The sequence below is a fragment of the Aquisalinus flavus genome (genome assembly GCF_014640095.1).
GTDB lineage: Bacteria > Pseudomonadota > Alphaproteobacteria > Caulobacterales > Parvularculaceae > Aquisalinus > Aquisalinus flavus.
On record NZ_BMGH01000002.1, the window covers coordinates 70,213 to 84,487 of the forward strand.

A 14,275-nucleotide genomic window follows, 5' to 3' on the forward strand; every position below is an offset into this window, starting at 1 on the left:
GGCGTATGGGCCTCGCCCATGCTGACTGCGTTTCTGACATCCTTCGTTGCGGCCTTTGTGACGCTGTTCATCGTGATCGACCCGGTCATGGTAACGCCGATCTTTGCCTCGCTGACGCGCCATGATGAGCCCAAGCGCCAGCGCATGATCGCCCTGTCCGCGGCGATCATCGCCGCCGGAGTGCTTACCTTCTTTGCCTTCTTTGGCCAGTTCATGCTGCACCATCTCGGTATCACCATGGCCGCCTTCCGCGCCGCCGGTGGGCTTTTGCTGTTCCTGATGGGCTTTCGCATGTTCTTCGACCCGGACGAGGAAATGGACGCCAAGCGGCCCGGCCCGAAGGCCTCCTCGCGCGATAATATCGCCTTCTATCCCATCGCCCTGCCGCTACTGGCCGGACCAGGGGCAATCGCGACCGTCATGCTGCTGATGGGCGACAATCGCGAGCGCTTTGCCGACTCGGTCAACCAGATGGCTGCCATGGCGGGCGTTCTGGCGTCGGTCTATGTCACGCTGATCGTCGGCTTCGTGTTCATGAGCTTTGCCGCGCGCATCTCATCGGCGCTGGGGCGCACCGGCATGAACATGATCTCCCGCCTCCTCGGCATGCTGCTGATGGCGCTGTCGACGCAATATATCTTCGACGGCATTCGCGTCGGCGTGCTGGAGCGGGTCGGCAGTTAGGTCACTTTCCCTGAGAGCAAAAGCACATCCCGGAAATGGCCTGGGGCGGCCATTGTCCGGGATGTCCTAGAGACACACTCTCCCCCGAAAGTGTTGGACAACCATGTGGGATTTCAGGGCCGCCGACCATCCCCTGAACCGGGGATAGGTCCGCGCGCTATCCCTTGTCGCCGGCATCGGGCCGAAGGCCAAGACGGGTCGCATGCCAGGATGCTTCCGCGCGCGACGAGATGCCGAGCTTGCGGTAGACGGACTTGATGTGGCTGGCGACCGTGCTTTCCGCGACGCCGAGGTGAATGGCGACATCGGCATTCCTGAGGCCCCGCCCGATCAGCGCCAATACGCTTTTCTCCCGGTCGGTGAGCGTGCCATCCTCCTCGGCAGCCGGACCGGTCTCGCGGAAATGGGTCACGATCCGCCGGGCGATCGCGGGCGAAAGCAGTGGCACGCCATCGGCATAATGTGAAAGCTGGCGGGCAAGCAGACCCTCATCGGTGTCCTTGAGCAGATAGCCCTGCGCGCCTGCGGCCAACGCCGCGACGACGGAGGCATCCTCGCCGATCACGGTCATGACGATGGGGATCGTCTCACTGTTCTTTTCCGTCACGGCACGGATGACATCGAACCCGGACCCATCGGGCAGGCCCAGATCGATCAGGGCGAGATCGAAGGTTTCTTCCCGTACGGCCTGCAGTGCCGTTCGCACATCGCCGGCCTCTGTGATCGCGCACGGCCCCACCGCCTCCTGCGCCAGCGTGCACAGCCAGCGGCGTGTCTCGGTGAGGTCTTCCAGGATCAGGACTTTCTTCACGCCTCGACCTTTCTCTTCCCGCCCGATACGGCCGGTATCGGCACCTGTGCGGCGATTGTGGTGCCCGCCGCGCCGGAACCGATCGAAGACGTCCCGCCCAGCCCGGCAATGCGATCGGCAATATTTTTCAAGCCGTTACCCGGTATGATGGTGTGCGGATCGAAACCCTTGCCGTCATCGGTCAGGGTCACGTCTAGCGACCCGTTGACCTGCGTGACCGTCACGCCGACGCGCCGGGCGCCGGCATATTTGATCGCATTGCTGACCGCTTCGCGGATGACCGACCGCAGGGCATATATCGCCTGCGGGCTCATCTGCACGTCCTCGGCAATTTCGCTGCGCCAGTCGAGAGCCAGCCCGGCCACCTCCGCCCGCTCCGCCGTTTCGGCACGCAGATCGGCAAGCGCCTCGCCGAGGGACGCTTCATCGCCACCGGCATTGTTGATGATGTCGCGCAGGTCGGTCAGCGTTTCACGGATCAGCACGTCCTTGCGCGGCCCGGAGCGGCTATGCAGGGCACTGAGCAATTGCGAGCCGATATTGTCATGCATGTCGCGGGCGATGCGGGTGCGTTCCTCCTGCATGCCACGGTCATAGGCAACCCGGCTCTCCTCCGCCTGGTGCATCAACCGCATCAGCTGGAAAGCCGTGTCCCGATGGCGCGGCGCGAACAGCCCGCGCCCGTCCCAGGGATAGCGCAGGATCAGGCCCGGCAGGCCCTTCATCGGCGGCAGGGCGAGCGCCAGCCCGTCCTCGCGTATCTCCGGCCCGGACACGCCGGCATCGCCCGCCTCGCATTCCAGCACCAGGAAATGGCGGCGGAACAAGTGTTGCCAGGCGGCGGCGCGCTGTTCGGCAACAGGCTCGAAGGCGACATCGACGACGGCGCCGAACAATTCCTCCGTACTTGACGCATCCCGCCGCAAGACGTGACGGCCGATCCAGTCGCGCAGGGGCAGATAGGCGATCGCGATGATGAAGATCGAAAGACCGAAGGCCGGTCCCTGGTTGAGCGGCAGGGTCAGCAGGAGCACGGCATCCAGCACCAGCAGCAACGCCGCGCCGATCGTATAGAACAGGATCTGGAACGCCCATTCGCCGAGCTGGAACAGCCGATAGCGCGTCAGGCCAACGGCGAGACCGATATAGATCAGCAGAAAGAAGATGAAGGCGATAGGCGCCGGTATCAGCGCCCCATAGCCCAGCGTGCTCGGCACGGCCACGAGGGCGATGAACGGTCCGGCGCCAAGCAGGACCGACAGGCCAAGCCACCAGGCGATCGCCCGCTCACGCGGCATCCCGGCGGTGGCCCTGATCTGCAGCGCGACGACGACGCAGATGCCGATCATTTCCACGAAAGTGATCGTCTGCACCATGGTCGACCCTTGGAACAGAAATGTCAGCCCCACCAGCGTCCAGATACCGAAACCGGCAACAACCAGGCCCGTCCACAGCTGCCAATGCGCCAGCCGCACGGGATAGACGAGAAACAGCACGATCATCACCATGCCGAACAGCGAGGCCCCGCCGGCATTGAGCAGGACGAACAGGATTTGCGCCCACTCGGGCAAGGGCACGGCCACCGAATTGTTGATCCCGGCAGCGAAGGTGAACATCAGCGTGGCAAGGCCGCTGAGCGCGAACAGCATTGCCGCGAGGTCGCGCGGACGCAATGACCAGACCAGCGCCCCGATGAGATAGGCCCCCGCGCCGGTGACAAATTGGGTCCAGAAGCTGGATTTTAGCTCGAGCGGCGAGCGAAACAGCGCATCCCCCGGCGCCAGCAACACCATCGACACGAACCCGGCCACAAGCACCGCGCCAAGTCCCATGGACACGGCCAGCCTGCGGCCCGGCATGATCAATATCTGCGCGGCAGTCATGCCAGAATACTCTCGCCCCGGTAGCCGGCATGCATGTCGGGGCATGCAGGCCGGAACAACGGCACCAAAAACGGTACCATTTGAAAATATTACGTATTTCGGATCAAAGGGCTAGAGCGGCTGTCACAATAGAGATTAATCGCGCAGCGCCGCTAATGCCGCGCCAGCATCTCCCGCACGGCCTCGACCAGCTTCTCCCTCGGCGCGGAGACCTGTGCCGGCTGGTCTTCGCGCCAGGCCTTGTTGTCCTCGATTTCCTTCGACAGTGTCGCGCCGAGGATCAGGTCCTTGAGCTGGATCTCGCCATTGGCGCGCTCGTCCTCGCCCTGGATGATCGCAACCGGCGCATCGCGCCTGTCGGCATATTTCATCTGCTTGCCGAAATTCGACCCGCCGAGATAGACCTCGGCGCGGATACCGGCGGCGCGCAATTCGGCGGCCATCAGCTGGTAATCGGCCATGCGCGCCTTGTCGAAGACGGTGACGATCACCGGCCCGCTCGCCTTCGCCAGCGCCCCTTCGCGCGTCTGCAGCGCGGACAGAAGCCGGGAGACGCCGACCGAACAGCCGACCGCCGGCACTTCCTGGCCCTTGAAGCGCTTGACGAGATCGTCATAGCGCCCGCCGCCGCCGACCGAGCCGAAGCGCACCGGACGGCCTTTCTCGTCGGCAACCTCGAAGGTCAAATCGGCCTCGAAGACCGGGCCGGTATAATATTCAAGACCGCGCACGATCGACAGGTCGAGCAGCACGCGCGTCTCATCATAGCCGAGCGCCGAGAGCGTCTCCGCCATCGCGGCCATGTCGGCAAGCCCTGCCTGCCCGGCATCGCTGGCGCCGATAATATCCTTCAAGGCACGGATCGTATCTTCATTGGTGCCTTTGGTGGCAGCCATGAACGCCATGACGATGTCGGCCTGATCGCCCGACAGCTTTGCGCCATCGGTGAAGTCGCCGCTGTCATCCTTGCGCCCCTCGCCGAGCAGCTGGCGCACGCCGTCAGTGCCCAGCCGGTCGAGCTTGTCCATGGCGCGCAGGGTGACGAGGCGTTGCCCGGCCTGTTCCTCACCGGACAGGCCAGCGACATCGAGCAGGCCGTTCATCAGCTTGCGATCGGATATGCGGATGACATAATCCCCGCGCGGCACGCCTGCCGCCTCGACCGCATCGGCGAACATCATCGCGATCTCGGTATCGGCATAGGGCGCCGGCGCGCCGACAGAGTCCGCATCGCACTGGGTGAACTCGCGGTAGCGGCCCGGGCCCGGCTTTTCATTGCGCCAGACCCGACCGACCGCATAGCGGCGGAAGGGTTTGGGCAGGCCGTCGAAATGCTCGGCCACGAACCGGGCCAGCGGCGCGGTCAGATCATAGCGCAGGCTCATCCACTGCTCGTCATCGTCCTGCAGCGAGAAGACGCCCTGGTTCGGCCGGTCGACATCGGGCAGGAACTTGCCCAGCGCGTCGGTGTATTCAAACGCCGGCGTTTCCAGCGGGTCGAAACCATAGCTGGCATAGACATCGGTGATCCGCTCCAGCATCGCCTTTTCGGCGATCAGCTCCTCGCCAAGGCGGTCGCGAAAACCGCGCGGCACCCGCGCCTTCGGGCGGAATTCTTTGTCTTTCTTGGTCATGGATCGGCTTCCCGTCAGGGTAACTTGCGTGAGCGCCCTGATTAGTCAATCCGGGCATAAGGAGCAATAGGGAGGGGCGCGACAAGCCCCGAGGGTCAAGACACAACCTGAAACTTGTAAGTTACTGTTAGATCACGAATGGAAACTGGCTCCCCTTCTTCGTTCACCGGGTTTTCATATCGCCACGTCCTCATTGCTGTCTGACAGGCAGGGATGAACTTGTCCTGGTTTGAAAAAATGACACGCTGGTTCTGCACGGTGCCATTCTCGTCAACGTCATACATCAGCTCGATGACGACGATGCCGTCGAGATCGCGGACATTGCTGGGGAAGCGAGGCTCGGTACGCTTCTTGATGCAGGCGGTGATAATCGTACCATCGGGTTGGATATATTCACACTGATATTCAGGATCCTCATCGTCCGGAGCATCCTCATCACGGAAGACATCATTAGCCGCACCACGAAAGCGTGCGTATGCGGCGACAGTCGCGCGGGCGTCGTCACCCTCAAGCTCACGATACAGACGCCATGCGTTGCCGTAGGCTGCAGCCGCTTCGGCCCTTTCATCTTGCGGCATTCCGTGGCCGAGGAGCATCCATGCCTCGGCCAGCTCAAGCGTTCCATCGCCATAGAATTCTGGCAACAATAGCACAGCCTGCTGCGCGTGATACCGCGTCCGCTCCAGAGACAGCTCGCCTAGCCTTTCCCGAAAATAATATAACCCCGGCGGCATATAGATGTTCGCCGCGACCAGATGCGTGTCCGCCCGGTATTTGCGTAACTCGGCATCGTCGGGCAGCATCGCTGCCACGGTCAGCGCACTCTCGAACGCCTCTTTCGCCTCATCGGGATCACTGCGGTTCACATAGGTCCAGCCGAGGCCGTCCCAGCAATAGGTCACGTCCGGCACCGTCTGAGGGAAATAGTCCTTCAAGATCGCGATACAGTCTTCGAAGACCGGCTCTGCCCGGCTCGACTTGCCATCCAGCACCAGCGCCTCGGCATAATTCGCCGCGAGATAGCCAAGCTGAATATCGTCGGCTTCCAGCACTTCCTGCGCCCGCTCAAAGGCCTCGCCCGCATGGCGCGCCATGGCGGTAGCGTCGTCATTATCCGCCGCCCGCATATAGGCCTGATAGGCATAGGCGAAGGACCCGTCATCGTTCTGGGCAGAGACAAATGTTGGCGAAAGAAACAGGAAGGAAGCAAGAATTACAGAATACAGCCGCATGCCGATTAACCCATCAACTGAAACAAGAACCATGACCGCCTGCCCGGCATCGCCGACGGCTCACTGTTTTCAGTCACCGGGGGAGTGTATTTCCGGTCCTCGATCGCCTCGATCAGGATGTCGTCCCATGCATCCTTGGGCCATGACGTATAGACATAGGCATTCTCCACGGTGCCGTCTTCCATGATGTCATAGCGGACCTCGGCGAACCCGAATTGCCCCTTCCTGCCGGCAACCGAGGGATAGCTTGGTATCGGAGCCTTTATGACGCATGAGCGAACCCAGATGCCATCAATCCGGTCTTCGAAGCAGTCATCTCCCTCGACAAAGCGCATCTTCTGTTCACGCCTGATCTCGTCACGCTCCTCATCACCCTTGACGGCTGTCCATTCAAGGTCGGCGTCCTGATAGTTTACATACCGCGCTCTGCCATACATATTCCGTGTACGCTCATCTTCACTACCATATCTGTCGTAATAGATCGAGTGCGCGCGCTTGTAATATTCCTGGGATGCTGGCCAGTCGCGGGCAAACTCATAATATGTAGCGAGCAATTGATACGCCAGCGCTACCTCATCGCTCACCTCGCCATAGGACTCAACGATAAAAGGAAGTCCGGTCAGGACATAGTCCTTGGTGCGCTCGAACCGATAGGACTCATCCTTGTTCGGTGCCCGCAGCCTGATCGTTCCCGGCACTGCATCAACTGCCAAAAGCAGGTAGGCATCAGCGGCGAGCGATCGCATATACGCATCTTCCGGTGCGTATGCGATCAGTTCGATCACCACCAGAAAAGACTTCCGCGCAGCATCGTCATCTCCCTCCTGCCAGTTGAGATTACCAAGCGCGCCATGACAATTGGCAAGATCGATTGCGGCCTCCGGAAGATGGCCAGACAATACATCTGTACAAACACCATAGACATCGATGGCTTTGGAAAACTCTTTCTCGATGACCAGTAGCTCGGCGTAGTTGGCTGCGAGGTAACCCGTCTGGATGTTCTCCTGGCCCCACTCCTTCAGCGCACGGTCATAGGCAAGTTCGGCATAGATGAAGGCATCTTCGGGATTGTCGGTCTGTATCGCCTGATCATACAGCTGATATGCTGCGACGACGGACCCGTCATCGTCCTGCGCGTGTACGCTTGCCCCGAATGCCAGTATCGAAAGGGCCAGCGCTCCCAACGCCCGGCGCCACTCATATCCCCTCATCGTCCAATCTCTCCGGGTCGAAAGTGAAAAATTCCTTCAGGCCGGTGACTTCAACCACCTCGCCTTCGTCGGTCACCGGCGGCTTGAAGGTCCAGGCCCCCAGATACCAGGCTGCAGACTCTCCGAAATAATCCTCCGGCCAGCTCCTCAGTACACGAACATTCTGCGGTTTTCCTTGCGCATCGATATCGTAGGACAGCTCGGCGAACCCGTATTGGTTCTTTGCAATGGCGTCAGGCGGGATCGGCGGATACCAGCTGCGCTCGATACAGACCCTGGTCATGCCATTACGATCCAGCGTCGCGCAGCCATCATAGAGAACGTACAGCGCGTCATCATGGCGCGAGGTGATCCGCCAATGCGCGGCCGTCTTTATTTCCTGCATCAGCATCCAGCTGAACTGCGCCATGGTCGGGTGAGGATGAATGCCGTCATAGGCCGGCACCAGATGGTCGAGCGCTTCGCTATACTCTCCCTCTGCATAGAGATACCTGCCGATCAGCGCATGCAGATAGGCCGCGTGCTTCTCGCCTTCGCCAAGCACCTCTTCCAGTTCCGGCAGCAGGGCCAGTGCCTTTTCATACTGGGCGCGCTGGTATTCCTCGCTCTTTTCGGTGCCGTCATCGCCGATGACGATATCCATGAACCGCGCGAGGACTGCCACGCGCCGGGCTTGCCAGCTCTGGGGACCGGTCTCGGCAACCCTCACAGCCTGATCGATGAGGGCAAGACCCTCCGCGGTTTCGCCCATGATGCCCGTCAATTCGCCCTCACGCAGGAGGCAATAGGCACGCTCGGCGCTGGCGACCTTCAGGCCGGCGAGCAGCGCGGCACACTCCCTGAACAGGTCGCGCGCGTCGTGAAGGCCGCCTGTCTCGGCCCGGGCATTGCCGAAAGCGCTGGCGTAGCGGGCCATCTCCCGCGCTGGAAGGTCGGCCTCGCGCGCGCGATTGTAGGCCTTGCCGGCGTAATGGAGAGCCTTCCAGAATTCCCTGTCATGGACAGCGTTCTCATAGGCGGCAAAGGCTTCTTCATGCTCGCTCGGGCTCACCGGCGTGGCGGGGTCTGCCGGCTGGCCGAGATGCCCCTGAATGACGAGCATGATCGTGAAGACGATCTCCTTCAGGAAATTCACGTGATAACGCCCCCTTGCTCAACTTTCCCTCGCAAAACGCTACCACCTCCCCGTGTGTCGGGCAATATTGCCAAGCCGCGCCCATGTCCCTATATTCCCGATCAGAATGAACTTTCGGGGCGGGGTGAAAGTCCCCACCGGCGGTAATCTGGAGAGTTTGGCACCCAAGCCCGTCCAGTCAGCCCGCGAGCGGAAACGGGAGCAATCCCGCGGATGCAGGATCTGGTGAGATTCCAGAGCCGACGGTCATAGTCCGGATGGTAGAAGGTTCGATGACAGTCAACGCCCGTGGAGGGCGTGGTGTGCATGCTGGTATTGCGGGGCTTTTTCCCGCATCCGCCTTGCGCCCGGACTGTTATGACACGCCCCGGAAGCACCGACTGAAGTGAGGCTTTCATGGGCGATACACGCTCCTACATGACGCGCGCGATCGATCTCGCCAGACGGGCGGAGGGTTATACCTCTCCGAACCCGATGGTCGGCTGCGTCATCGTCAAGGGCGGCCGCATTGTCGGCGAGGGCTTCCATGCCCGGCCCGGCAGCGCCCATGCCGAGGTCGCTGCCCTGCGCGAGGCCGGTGACGAGGCCAGGGGCGCCAGCGCCTATGTCACGCTGGAGCCGTGCAACCACACCGGCCGAACCGGCCCGTGCACGCAGGCGCTAATCAAGGCCGGCGTCGCCCATGTCGTCTATGCCGTCGCTGACCCCAACCCGCTCGCGGCCGGTGGCGCCAGGCGTCTGCGCGAAGCCGGCATCCGCGTCGAAAGCGGGCTGTGCGAGCCCGAGGCGCGCGAGCTCGCCCGTTTCTGGCTGCACCGGCAGGAGACCGGCCTGCCTTTCGTCATCGCCAAATATGCCGCCAGCCTCGACGGACGGATCGCGACGAAAACCGGCGATTCCAAATGGATCACCTCCGGCGCCGCGCGCCTGCGCGCCCACGATTTGCGCCAGGCGGCCGATGTTATCCTCGTCGGCGCGGAGACCGTGCTGAAGGACGACCCGTCGCTGACCGCCCGCCCGGCCCTGCCCGCGGGGCGCAAGGATGCGAGCCATCCGGTGCGCGTCATTCTCGATTCGCGCGGCCGCGTGCCGGTCGATGCGAAAGTCTTCCGTTCCACGACGCCGGGCAAGGCGATGGTGATCAGCACCGGCGCGATGCCGATGCTGAAGGTCAAGGCGCTGGAGAACCGCGGCGTCGAAGTTATCCGCCTGAAACCCGCCGCCAATGGCCGCCCGGCGCTGGGCGACGTGTTGAGAGTCCTTTCGGCCAAGGGCTTCCTGTCGGTCATGGTCGAGGGCGGCAGCGCCGTGCTCGGCGCGTTTTTCGATGAGGGTCTCGTCGACGAGGTCTGGGCCTTCATTGCGCCGGTCATCATCGGCGGCGGCAAGCCCGCGATCAACGGCACCGGCGGCGAGCGTATTGCCGACGCCTTTCGCCTCGAGGCGCCGGTGACCGAGCACCATGACGGCACCCTTCTCATCCGTGGGCGGATCGCCCGAGACAGACAGGAGGCGGCATGTTCACAGGTCTCGTAGAGGAAATGGGCACGGTCAGGTCGATCGCGAAATCGGCGGATTCATTTACCCTGACGATCGGGGCGCGTGTGGTGCTCGACGGCGTGAAGTTCGGCGACTCGATCAATGTCAATGGCGTGTGCCTGTCGGTCACGGGCTTCTCCGACAGCGAGTTCACCGTCGGCCTCGCCCCGGAGACGCTAAAGCGCACATCGCTCGGCCAGTTGGTCGAGGGCGACCGGGTCAATCTGGAGCGCTCGGCAACGCCGCAGACGCGTCTCGGCGGTCATTATGTCCAGGGCCATGTCGATGCGACCGGCGAAATCATAGAGTTCCGCGAGGACGCAGACGCCCTGTGGGTGACGATCCGCACAAGTCCCGAGCTGATGAAATATATCGTCACCAAGGGTTATATCACTATCGACGGCACCAGCCTGACCGTGGTCGATACCGGTGCCGACTGGTTCAACGTCACGCTGATCGCCCACACGCAGGAGCTGATCGTCCTGCCGCGGAAGAAGCCGGGCGACCTTGTCAATCTCGAGGTCGATATTATCGCCAAATATGTGGAGAAGCTGGTCGCCGCCAATGCGGACCATTCTGTCACTCCATCCCAGACCCAGCTTGCCAGCAAAGGAGGCCAGTAATGCCACTTGCCAGAATTGAAGACGCCATCGAGGAGATCCGCGCCGGCAGGATGGTGATCATTGTCGACGATGAAGACCGCGAGAATGAAGGCGACCTCGTCATGGCCGCCGAGCACGTGACGCCGCAAGCGGTGAATTTCATGGCGAAGGAAGGCCGGGGCCTGATCTGCTGTTCGCTGGCCGGCGAGATCATCGAGCATTTCGGTCTGCCGCTGATGGTACCACAGGAAGACAACCGCTCCGGTTTCGGCACACCGTTCACCGTGTCGGTCGAGGCCGCCCATGGCGTGACCACCGGCATTTCCGCCGCCGACCGGGCCCACACGATCCGGACCCTGATCGACCCGGCCTCGACCCGCGCCGACATCGTCATGCCCGGCCACACCTTCCCGCTGCGTGCCCGCAACAATGGCGTGCTCGAGCGTGACGGCCAGACCGAAGCGAGCGTCGACATGGCGCGCCTGGCCGGCCTCAGACCCGGTGCGATGCTGTGCGAGATCATGAACGATGACGGGACCATGGCGCGCCTGCCGGAACTTGAAGTGTTCGCGGAACGGCACGCCATGCTGATCATCTCCGTCGCCGACCTGCAGGCATACCGCCGGCGCACGGAAAAGGTTCACGCTACGGGCAGCGACGCCCTGATTGCCGCGGAGTAGCCGACGTGAGAAGCGACGCCCTCCAGCAAGCCGATGACGGCGCCCATGACGGGCACGGCCTGCGCGTCGCTGTCGTGCAGACCCGCTGGAACGAGGAGATCATCGCCATGCTGCGCGATGCCTGCCTTGCGACGCTGCGCGAACAGGGGGTGAAGAAGATTGATACACTGACGATCCCCGGTGCCTATGAATTTCCCCTGACCTGTCAGGCCCTGGGCCAGAGCGGCAAATATGACGCGGTCATTGCGATCGGCTGTGTCATCCGCGGAGACACGCCCCATTTCGACTATGTCGCCGGGGAAGCCGCCCGCGGCATTACCGATGCTGCCTTGGCGACCGGCGTGCCGGTTATCTTCGGTGTACTGACGGTCAACACCCATGAGCAGGCGGAAAGCCGGGCCAATCCGGTCAAGGACAATAAGGGGCGTGAATTTGCCCTGGCGGCCATCGAGATGGCCAATCTGATAACCACGATCAAGGAGGCCTGACCAATGGCTGATGGAGCACTGATGACTGACAAGGACAAGGCGCTCGCCGGCGAGCTTGCGAAAGATCTCACCCGGCGTCCCGGCCGCGAGGAAGCGGAGGCTGCCGTACGCACCCTGCTTGCCTATATCGGAGAGAACCCGGACCGCGAGGGCCTGATCGACACGCCCAAGCGCTTCGTCAAGGCGTGGGACGACTGGTTCGAGGGATACAATCTCGATGCGGAAGATGTCCTCGCCCGCACCTTCGAGGAAGTCGAGGGTTATGACGATATCGTACTGATGAAGAACATCCGCATCGAGAGCCATTGCGAGCATCACGTCGCCCCGATCATCGGCAAGGCGCATATCGCCTATCTGCCGGACACGCGCGTTGTCGGTATTTCCAAGCTCGCCCGCCTGGCGGATATCTATTCGAAACGCCTGCAGAGCCAGGAGATCCTGACCAACCAGATCGCCCAGACGCTCGACCGGGTGCTGCAGCCGAAAGGCGTCGCCGTGCTGATCGATGCCGAGCACCAGTGCATCTCGACCCGCGGCATTCACAAGACCGGCGTGTCCTGCGTCACGCGCTGTTTCACCGGCGCGTTCAAGACGGATCCGGCGCTGGAAGACCGCTTCTTCCGCCTTGTCGGCTGATGAACCGGCACGCCGGAACGGCACTATTGCCTGTTCCGGCGTGTTTGCGCCTCCATGGCTAATCCCGACCAAGACACCACGCCGAACCGATCGTCTGACACAGCCGCAGGTGCCGGCAGCGAAGAAGAAAAGCCGCACAAATCCGGCATGTTCGGCGCCCTGCGCGGGCGCCTTGGCCTGACCGGGGGCTTTTTCGTCTATTCCATCTTCGAAAGCACGATCTTCCCGGTGCCGATCGAGGCACCGATGGTCCCGGCCATGATCGCCCGCCGCGATGCGATCTGGGCGATCTGCACGGCCGTCCTCGCCGGCTGCATCGTTGGCACGATCGCGGCCTATCTCGTCGGTGCCTATCTGTTCGAGCCGATCGCCCAGCCGCTGATCGACGTTTTCGGCGCGCAACAGGGGTTTGACGATGCGAGGCAGCAATTCGAAGAGAACGGCATGGCGACCATCATCATCATCGCCTTGTCTCCGATACCCCTGGTTCTGGCCTCTCTCGGGGCCGGGGTTGTCGGCATCAATCCGTTCCTTGCCATCGGCTTCATCGCCGTCACCCGCGCGATCCGGTATTACGGGATGGGCCTCATCGCCTGGTACGCCGCTCCGTCGCTTCGGAAATTGTGGGGCCGGCTCGAAAATCCATGGATCAAGCGGACGCTCATTCTAGTTTCTGTACTTGCCCTCGCCGCCCTGTTCATGCTTTAAGTTCACAGGATGGACTTTGCACCCCTTGCGGGTGAAACAACAGGAGAACCTGACGGATGGCGACAAACCCGCCCAAGCAGTCCCGCATACCAGTGACCGAGTGCAATCTGGCCAAGGCCTTCGACCAGATCGGGGACCGCTGGTCGCTCCTGATCCTGCGCTCTGCGTTCTATGGTCTGCGCCGCTTTGGCGATATCCAGCAGGAACTCGGCATCCCCCGCACCGTCCTGTCCAACCGGTTGAAGAAATTCGTCGAGCATGACATCATGGTGACGCGCAATTACCGCGAACCCGGCCAGCGCCCGCGGCCTGAATATTTCCTGACCCAGAAAGGCGCGGACCTCGCGGTCTCCCTCATTGCCCTGAACCAGTGGGGCGACAAATGGCTGGGCAAGGGCCAGGCACCGCTGGAATTCCTCGATCGCGAAACCAACAAGCCGGTCGTCGCATCGCTCGCCGCCGACCCGGCCACGGCGATCCCGATGTCGCAGATCAAGCGGCGGATCAATATCTAGAGCCGCTTCAGCGTCTCGCCGTCGGGCTCGCCGTCGTAGAATTTCTCCAGCGCCTTGCCGAACAGGTCATTGCCTGTCGCCGCCTCGAACAGGGTCATGGACGACCGGAATTTCAGGTCGTCTGGATGGCCAAAGACGGCGGCCGCGTCGCTGCTGTCGATGGCGACCGTTGCTTCGGTGCATGCGATCAGGCGTGGGCCCAGTATCGGGTGGGCAGCATAGGCCGTCGCTTCATCCCTGCCGCTGAGGGCATAATGGATGGCGGTCGGGCTATTTCCCAGCCCGTCGACCTGGGGAAAGATGAACCAGATCCAGTGGCTGCGCTTGCGTCCGGCGCACAGCTCGCGCAGCGCCTCGTCGTAAAAACCTTTCTGGGCCTCGACAAAGCGCTGGAGATCGAACGGGTCAGACATCTTTCATTCTCTTCCTCGTCCCTTCGCGGCCCGGCAAGGCCGGGCGCCTCAGGGTGAGGAAAGATCTGAACCGCCCTCATCCTGAGGTGGTGCGCAGCGCCCGC

At 62.3% G+C, this 14,275-nt stretch carries 14 protein-coding genes, 1 pseudogene and 1 riboswitch; of the genes and pseudogenes, 8 read left to right on the forward strand and 7 right to left on the reverse strand.

The window, feature by feature from the left end; genetic code table 11:
• Positions 1–18: 18 nt before the first annotated feature.
• Positions 19–684 carry a MarC family protein gene (locus IEV88_RS14840; RefSeq protein ID WP_188160643.1) on the forward strand — a complete coding sequence of 222 codons (666 nt, stop codon included), beginning with the start codon at positions 19–21 and terminating at the stop codon, positions 682–684.
• Positions 685–841: 157 nt separating this feature from the next.
• On the opposite strand, the gene IEV88_RS14845 is transcribed toward IEV88_RS14840, so the two are convergent.
• From IEV88_RS14845 to IEV88_RS14870, 6 genes are all read right to left on the reverse strand, one after another.
• Complete coding sequence (locus IEV88_RS14845) at positions 842–1,495, reverse strand: response regulator (RefSeq protein ID WP_188160642.1); 654 nt, start codon at positions 1,493–1,495, stop codon at positions 842–844.
• On the reverse strand, positions 1,492–3,378 hold the full coding sequence (locus tag IEV88_RS14850; protein WP_188160641.1) for a sensor histidine kinase: 1,887 nt from the start codon (positions 3,376–3,378) through the stop codon (positions 1,492–1,494). Before IEV88_RS14850 ends, IEV88_RS14845 begins: the two co-directional genes overlap by 4 nt.
• Before the next feature lie 152 nt (positions 3,379–3,530).
• Complete coding sequence (gene hisS / locus IEV88_RS14855; RefSeq protein WP_188160640.1) at positions 3,531–5,012, reverse strand: histidine--tRNA ligase; 1,482 nt, start codon at positions 5,010–5,012, stop codon at positions 3,531–3,533.
• A 95-nt stretch (positions 5,013–5,107) separates the two neighbouring features.
• Positions 5,108–6,277 carry a hypothetical protein gene (locus IEV88_RS14860; protein WP_188160639.1) on the reverse strand — a complete coding sequence of 390 codons (1,170 nt, stop codon included), beginning with the start codon at positions 6,275–6,277 and terminating at the stop codon, positions 5,108–5,110.
• Positions 6,250–7,455 carry an energy transducer TonB gene (locus IEV88_RS14865; RefSeq protein WP_188160638.1) on the reverse strand — a complete coding sequence of 402 codons (1,206 nt, stop codon included), beginning with the start codon at positions 7,453–7,455 and terminating at the stop codon, positions 6,250–6,252. Before IEV88_RS14865 ends, IEV88_RS14860 begins: the two co-directional genes overlap by 28 nt.
• On the reverse strand, positions 7,442–8,590 hold the full coding sequence (locus IEV88_RS14870) for a TonB family protein (protein WP_188160637.1): 1,149 nt from the start codon (positions 8,588–8,590) through the stop codon (positions 7,442–7,444). The genes IEV88_RS14865 and IEV88_RS14870 overlap by 14 nt, the downstream gene beginning before the upstream one ends.
• A gap of 106 nt (positions 8,591–8,696) precedes the next feature.
• A riboswitch (FMN riboswitch) is annotated at positions 8,697–8,863 on the forward strand.
• A 123-nt stretch (positions 8,864–8,986) separates the two neighbouring features.
• On the opposite strand from IEV88_RS14870, the gene ribD reads away from it, so the two are divergent.
• The 7 genes and pseudogenes from ribD (at position 8,987) to IEV88_RS14905 (ending at position 13,758) form a co-directional block, all read left to right on the forward strand.
• Complete coding sequence (ribD, locus tag IEV88_RS14875; protein ID WP_188160636.1) at positions 8,987–10,126, forward strand: bifunctional diaminohydroxyphosphoribosylaminopyrimidine deaminase/5-amino-6-(5-phosphoribosylamino)uracil reductase RibD; 1,140 nt, start codon at positions 8,987–8,989, stop codon at positions 10,124–10,126.
• A complete protein-coding gene (gene ribE / locus IEV88_RS14880) occupies positions 10,108–10,752 on the forward strand; it encodes a riboflavin synthase (RefSeq protein WP_188160635.1) in 645 nt (214 codons plus the stop codon). Before ribD ends, ribE begins: the two co-directional genes overlap by 19 nt.
• Positions 10,752–11,405 (forward strand): annotated as a pseudogene (ribB, locus tag IEV88_RS14885) (3,4-dihydroxy-2-butanone-4-phosphate synthase); the annotation flags it as partial. The gene ribE and the pseudogene ribB, both read left to right, overlap by 1 nt.
• 11 nt (positions 11,406–11,416) lie before the next feature.
• Complete coding sequence (ribH, locus tag IEV88_RS14890) at positions 11,417–11,899, forward strand: 6,7-dimethyl-8-ribityllumazine synthase (protein WP_188160633.1); 483 nt, start codon at positions 11,417–11,419, stop codon at positions 11,897–11,899.
• A gap of 21 nt (positions 11,900–11,920) precedes the next feature.
• Positions 11,921–12,535, forward strand: a complete 615-nt coding sequence (folE, locus tag IEV88_RS14895; RefSeq protein WP_188160718.1) for a GTP cyclohydrolase I FolE — start codon at positions 11,921–11,923, stop codon at positions 12,533–12,535.
• Between the two features lie 54 nt (positions 12,536–12,589).
• On the forward strand, positions 12,590–13,243 hold the full coding sequence (locus IEV88_RS14900; protein ID WP_188160632.1) for a YqaA family protein: 654 nt from the start codon (positions 12,590–12,592) through the stop codon (positions 13,241–13,243).
• A 56-nt stretch (positions 13,244–13,299) separates the two neighbouring features.
• A complete protein-coding gene (locus IEV88_RS14905; RefSeq protein ID WP_188160631.1) occupies positions 13,300–13,758 on the forward strand; it encodes a winged helix-turn-helix transcriptional regulator in 459 nt (152 codons plus the stop codon).
• Here IEV88_RS14905 and IEV88_RS14910 read toward each other — a convergent pair.
• Complete coding sequence (locus IEV88_RS14910) at positions 13,755–14,171, reverse strand: DUF1810 domain-containing protein (RefSeq protein WP_188160630.1); 417 nt, start codon at positions 14,169–14,171, stop codon at positions 13,755–13,757. The genes IEV88_RS14905 and IEV88_RS14910 overlap by 4 nt on opposite strands.
• Positions 14,172–14,275 lie beyond the last annotated feature (104 nt).

Coding starts and splice junctions, on each gene's coding strand:
- IEV88_RS14910 (WP_188160630.1), bottom strand. CDS start 14,171: ATGTCTGACCCGTTCGATCTCCAGCGCTTTGTCGAGGCCCAGAAAGGT.
- IEV88_RS14865 (WP_188160638.1), bottom strand. CDS start 7,455: ATGAGGGGATATGAGTGGCGCCGGGCGTTGGGAGCGCTGGCCCTTTCG.
- IEV88_RS14900 (WP_188160632.1), top strand. CDS start 12,590: ATGGCTAATCCCGACCAAGACACCACGCCGAACCGATCGTCTGACACA.
- folE (WP_188160718.1), top strand. CDS start 11,921: ATGACTGACAAGGACAAGGCGCTCGCCGGCGAGCTTGCGAAAGATCTC.
- IEV88_RS14840 (WP_188160643.1), top strand. CDS start 19: ATGCTGACTGCGTTTCTGACATCCTTCGTTGCGGCCTTTGTGACGCTG.
- IEV88_RS14905 (WP_188160631.1), top strand. CDS start 13,300: ATGGCGACAAACCCGCCCAAGCAGTCCCGCATACCAGTGACCGAGTGC.
- hisS (WP_188160640.1), bottom strand. CDS start 5,012: ATGACCAAGAAAGACAAAGAATTCCGCCCGAAGGCGCGGGTGCCGCGC.
- IEV88_RS14860 (WP_188160639.1), bottom strand. CDS start 6,277: ATGGTTCTTGTTTCAGTTGATGGGTTAATCGGCATGCGGCTGTATTCT.
- ribE (WP_188160635.1), top strand. CDS start 10,108: ATGTTCACAGGTCTCGTAGAGGAAATGGGCACGGTCAGGTCGATCGCG.
- ribD (WP_188160636.1), top strand. CDS start 8,987: ATGGGCGATACACGCTCCTACATGACGCGCGCGATCGATCTCGCCAGA.
- IEV88_RS14850 (WP_188160641.1), bottom strand. CDS start 3,378: ATGACTGCCGCGCAGATATTGATCATGCCGGGCCGCAGGCTGGCCGTG.